Source organism: Bacillus haikouensis (genome assembly GCF_013179555.1).
GTDB classification, from domain to species: Bacteria; Bacillota; Bacilli; order Bacillales; family Bacillaceae_B; genus Rossellomorea; species Rossellomorea haikouensis_A.
The window spans coordinates 1-5,147 of sequence record NZ_JABMCR010000278.1 but is presented as its reverse complement, the minus strand read 5'-3'; the positions used below and the strand labels follow the sequence as shown (position 1 = coordinate 5,147).

The following is a 5,147-nucleotide window of genomic DNA, read 5'->3' as shown; positions in this document are numbered from 1 at the left end:
TGATTCCAGCGATGACATATTGCATCTTAAGCCCCCTGTTCAACTATTCAGTAGACATCTATATAAATTTGAAAGTTTCATTAATAAATACTCATTGTTATAATGATACCATGAGAACGACAATTTTTGACTAATAAATTCTATTTTTCAACTGTAAAAAGTTAAATTTTACTGTTTTCTCTAAAAATAGTGAAATATACACAGAAAATTGTTGACGATTTAAGATAAGTAGGTGTTTTTTGTTGAAAAAGGTCGACGGACACATTCATACTCCTTTTTGCCCTCATGGAAGCAAAGATTCATTCCATGAATATATTGAAAAAGCCATTTCCCTTCAATATACACACTTGACATTCACGGAGCATGCGCCCCTCCCTGCAGGCTTTACTGACACAACGCCAGACCGGGACAGCGGTATGGCGGAAGAAGAGGTATCCGCATATTTTGACTCCCTTGATGAATTGAAAGAAAAATATAAACATCAAATTACGATCAAATCAGGTTTGGAAGTCGACTATATCGAGGGATTCGAGAAGGAAACGACTGATTTTCTCAATAGCTGGGGTGATCGTTTGGATGACAGTATACTATCAGTCCATTTTTTATATTCTCAGAATAAGTGGGACTGCCTCGATTTCAGTCCAGAGGTCTTTCGCAGTATGATCGACTACTGCGGCTCGGCAGATACTGTGTACACTAATTATTACAGGACCCTTTTAAAATCGGTTGAAGCAGACCTTGGAGCATTCAAGCCGAAACGTATCGGACATATCACCCTCGTCAAAAAGTTTCAAAAGCTTTATCCTGCGTCCAAACCATTCACCCATGAAATCGAAAAAATCTTGAAAGCTGTGGCAGAGAGGGGGCTTGAGCTCGATTATAATGGTGCGGGTATCATCAAGCCTCACTGCGGTGAATCCTACCCGCCCAAGGACATCATCGACCGCGCACATTCACTCGGAATCAAAACAGTCTATGGATCCGATGCCCACTCTGCAAACGGTCTGGATCAGGGAAGACATACCATGAAGCTTAAATGAAAGTGAAAAAGAGATTGCCCCCATATTTTGGACAATCTCTTTTTTGATAATTAAATAGATAATGATTAGTGCATATAACATGGTGGCTCCAGCTGTAATCGGACTGTAAGACGAATGCTCCTGCGCTAATGGAAGTCCCCGTTGGTATCCAGGAGGCTTACTGGCCACCCGCGAAAAAGCGAAGTCTTGCACGGAATTGAACAGCGGTGTTCAGCAGTCCGTACAATTAGATGATGAGTTCTTTTTTGTAATCCGTTGTTCCTTCTGCTGCCATCAAAAGATTGATCCATTGATCGATGTTCTGATAATACTGATCGACAAAATAGTATTCCTGAGGAAACATCTGCCATACTTCTCTCAAATGCTGGCTATTCAAAAACGGCATTGTCAGCATCGATTTCAATTGAATGACGAGGAAGCTGATTGGCTGTTTTTTAAAGGAGCGGTCAATCATACCCTGTTCAAACAGGCATTTCATGTAAAACCTTTCCTTCATGAGATAGGAAGATATGATTTCACGAACGACTTGAGAATCGATCGACACTTCCCTCCAAATGAATCGGGACAATTGATGGTTTTCACTCTGGAATTTCAGTATTTTAAATACTGCACGCTTCAGGCATAAATCTGCCCGAATATATTTAAGTGCATCCACTTCTTCTTGAAGAAACTGCAGATATTGTTCAAAGAAATGGGTGAAACATGCCTCCAACAGTCCCTGTTTGCCTTTGAAATAATACGAAATCGTAGCAGGATTCACTTTAGCTTTCCCTGCGATGCCCCTAACAGAGGTACCGTCATATCCATGGTCATAAAACAGTGAAACAGCCGCTTGAAAAATTGCGTCCTTTGGTGAAGCAGAGGATTGTCCCTTTTTCATATTCTCCCTCTTTTCTTTCTATTTAAGTTATTCCCCTTTGAAATTTGAGCTGCCGAAAAGGTTGGTTTAAATCGAATCTATTGAAGCTTTTTAGAAAATGTGCTAAAAATGGTCTAATAGACTTTTCATAATCTGTTTACTCAAAGATTTCGCTTTTATCTGAAGTATTCCTTTAAGTATTTCTCGACAGTATTTCTATGCTGTGTGCGATATGACAAGGAATTCACACTGATTTTGTAGAATTGGGGGAAATGATGATGTTTCAAGCAGAAAAATATCAGGGTCCGAAGAAAGATAGTTACGGCCTTGTCACGAAGCAGCTAAAAGCTCTTCTCGACGGGGAACCGAATAAAATTGCAAATTTAAGCAATGCTTCCGCTTTATTGAATCAATTTCTCGACCGGATCAACTGGGTAGGGTTCTATTTATATGAGGAAGAAAGCAACCAGCTCGTATTAGGGCCATTCCAGGGTCTTCCTGCGTGTGTGCGTATCCCATTGGGGCGGGGTGTGTGCGGTACTTCCGCAAGTGAAAGAAAGACCCTTGTAGTAGAAGACGTACACAGCTTCCCTGGACATATCGCGTGTGACGCAGCATCCAAATCTGAAATCGTCATCCCCCTCGTAAAAGATGGGAAGCTGGTGGGAGTGCTGGATATCGACAGTCCTGAAAAATCACGCTTTGATGAAGAAGATCAGAAGTACCTCGAAGTATTTACAGAAGAACTGATGAATCATCTTTAATCTGAGTTGATTTAAAAACACGAAAAAAAAGGCTGGGACAAAACGAATAAACCACGATATAAAGACGAACAATTTCAGAGGCGTATGTTCTTAATGCCGCTAATGATTTCCGTGCAAGACTTCGCTTTCCGCGGGTAGCCCGTGAGCCTCCTCGGCAAGCCTGCGGGGTCTCACATTGGCCACTTCTCCCGCAGGAGTCTTCGTCTTGCACTCCAATCAACCGCTGGAAAGTGCTAAAACTTAAGTGTACATTGAACAAAATAATAACCCGAACTAATTTGCCTGTTAGAAGGCAGTTTAGTTCGGGTTTTACTTATGCTAAAACACTTTTGTCCCAGCCTCTTTTTTTATTTTTACATGACATCGCTTGGAAACTTCACTTTATTCAAGGCCTGTTCAAGGTCATTCCAGATATCATCTGACGATTCGAGACCAACAGAAAGTCTGAGGAGAGTATCTGTGATCCCCATTTTTTCACGTGATTCTTCCGGTACGACAGCATGTGTCATCGTCGCGGGATGCTGAATCAATGTCTCTGCATCACCCAGGCTGACCGCAATCTTGATCATGTGCAGATCGTCCATGAACCTTTGTGCATCTTCCTTCGACCCTTTAATGCTGAAAGAAATCATTCCGCCGGGCTTTTTCATCTGTTTCTTCATGATTTCATGTTGTGGATGATCCGTGCGCCCCGGATAAATCACCTGTTCCACTGCAGGATGAGTAGCCAGCAGTCCGGCAATCTTGTCGGCACTTTCACAGTGGCGATCCAGTCGTACCGCCAGAGTTTTCAATCCTCTCAATAATAACCATGCATCAAATGGAGAAATGATTCCTCCGATATCCTTTTGGGTGGTCATCCTGATCTCGGACATTTTCTCCTGTGAACCAGCCACGATACCTGCAATGACATCCCCGTGCCCGCCAATGTATTTTGTCGCACTATGAATGACAATATCACAGCCAAGTTCAAGCGGCCTCTGCAAGTAAGGAGAACAGAACGTATTATCTACAACAACTGGAATCCCCTTTTCACGGGCTACCCTGGCAACAATCTGCAAATCTATCAATTGCATCGTCGGGTTGATTGGAGTTTCAACATAAATGCAGGTTGTATTCTCCTTGATCATCGACCGGATTTCCTCTTCCGTGTCCATTGCTGAGAAATCATGCCCGATCGCAAACTTTTCGTTCAACAATTCAAGCAGCCCGAAAGTACAGCCATACACCCCTTGGGAGCAAAGAATATGATCCCCTGACTTAGTCAGTGAAAAGAGCACCGCTGAAACGGCAGCCATCCCTGAACCGAAAGCAAGAGCTGCTCCTCCACCTTCAAGCGATGCCATTCTCTCTTCCAGAATGCCCACCGTCGGATTGCCCAGCCGCGAATAAATATATCCTTCCTCTTCCCCTGCAAAACGATTTTCCCCCTGCTTCGCATTGGCAAAAGTATAGGTTGAAGTTTGATATAATGGGGGTGCTAAACTATCAAAATGCTGAGAAGACTTATACCCCTCATGAATCACGCGTGTCTCGAACTGTTTCTCATCCTTCATCCAGTATTCCTCCCAAAATGTTCCCTCTAAGATCTGTTACTCTTCTATTCTAGGATATGATAAACCTCACTAAAAAGAAAGCGTTTACATTAACGTATTAAAGGATAAAACACAAAAATTTGCAAAAATGGGCAATTTTCTTCACGGCGTATGACATAAAAAACCGGCTGCTCAAAGAGCCGCCGGTTTACATGCCTTTACTTTATCAAAAGTCGTGCATCCACGTCTTCCACTACCTGGTTCTTACCATTATTTTTTGCTAGATAAAGTGCCTCGTCTGCTTTTTTGACCAATTCCTTCACTGACTTCGGACTTCTTTCCTCCTGATCTTTCCAGCTTGAAAGCCCGCACGAGAGAGTAACCCGCGGCTCTGTTTCACATGATATCAGATCTACAATGGTTTCCGCGATGACAAGCGCTTCTTTACGTTCAAAACCGGGCAGATACACAGCCATTTCCTCCCCGCCCCAGCGTGCAGCAAATCCCTTCTCATATACGCAGTCCTTTAGCAAGCAAGCTACCTGTATCAGGACTTCATCCCCGATTTGATGTCCATAATTATCATTTACAGCTTTAAAGTCATCAATGTCGATCAGAAGCAGGGTGCCGAGTCCGTCTTCCTTCATCGCCGATTCCATTTTCTCATCAAGATAATGCCGGGCGAACAATTTCGTCATATGATCGGTTATGACCAAATGCTCAAGTTCTTCCCTCAATGTCGCATTCGTTATCGCAAGCGCGGAATGATGAATGAATGACTGCAGGAGCTTGTACATATCAAACGAAAACATATAGGGCTCTGTATGCAGTACGACACAGAAACCGATCAGCGCTTCATTCTGTATCATCGGTACAGCCATGAGCGACAAGTATTCCGGTTGATCCAGTTTATCACTGATGTCTCCTAAGAAAATCGAATCACGCTCTT

At 42.9% G+C, this 5,147-nt stretch carries 5 protein-coding genes; 2 read left to right on the top strand and 3 right to left on the bottom strand.

What is annotated here, in order from left to right:
* Window positions 1–242: 242 nt before the first annotated feature.
* On the top strand, window positions 243–1,040 hold the full coding sequence (hisJ, locus tag HP456_RS19555; protein WP_312857796.1) for a histidinol-phosphatase HisJ: 798 nt from the start codon (window positions 243–245) through the stop codon (window positions 1,038–1,040).
* A 226-nt stretch (window positions 1,041–1,266) separates the two neighbouring features.
* Here the strand turns inward: hisJ and refZ are convergent, their stop codons facing one another.
* Window positions 1,267–1,920: a forespore capture DNA-binding protein RefZ gene (gene refZ / locus HP456_RS19550; RefSeq protein WP_172254210.1), complete on the bottom strand. Its 654-nt coding sequence runs from the start codon at window positions 1,918–1,920 to the stop codon at window positions 1,267–1,269.
* A 257-nt stretch (window positions 1,921–2,177) separates the two neighbouring features.
* Between refZ and msrC the strand changes: the two genes are divergently transcribed.
* On the top strand, window positions 2,178–2,663 hold the full coding sequence (gene msrC / locus HP456_RS19545) for a free L-methionine (R)-S-oxide reductase MsrC (RefSeq protein WP_172254214.1): 486 nt from the start codon (window positions 2,178–2,180) through the stop codon (window positions 2,661–2,663).
* Window positions 2,664–3,016: 353 nt separating this feature from the next.
* Here msrC and megL read toward each other — a convergent pair whose 3' ends face one another.
* Together megL and HP456_RS19535 are read right to left on the bottom strand one after the other, a co-directional pair.
* Window positions 3,017–4,219 carry a methionine gamma-lyase gene (gene megL / locus HP456_RS19540; protein WP_172254208.1) on the bottom strand — a complete coding sequence of 401 codons (1,203 nt, stop codon included), beginning with the start codon at window positions 4,217–4,219 and terminating at the stop codon, window positions 3,017–3,019.
* Between the two features lie 197 nt (window positions 4,220–4,416).
* Window positions 4,417–5,147: sensor domain-containing diguanylate cyclase (locus HP456_RS19535; protein ID WP_172254206.1), on the bottom strand; the 731-nt coding region annotated here is incomplete at its 5' end.

What these genes read in the sequence shown, in the direction of transcription:
- megL (WP_172254208.1), bottom strand. Translation starts at nt 4,219, where the DNA reads ATGAAGGATGAGAAACAGTTCGAGACACGCGTGATTCATGAGGGGTAT.
- refZ (WP_172254210.1), bottom strand. Translation starts at nt 1,920, where the DNA reads ATGAAAAAGGGACAATCCTCTGCTTCACCAAAGGACGCAATTTTTCAA.
- msrC (WP_172254214.1), top strand. Translation starts at nt 2,178, where the DNA reads ATGTTTCAAGCAGAAAAATATCAGGGTCCGAAGAAAGATAGTTACGGC.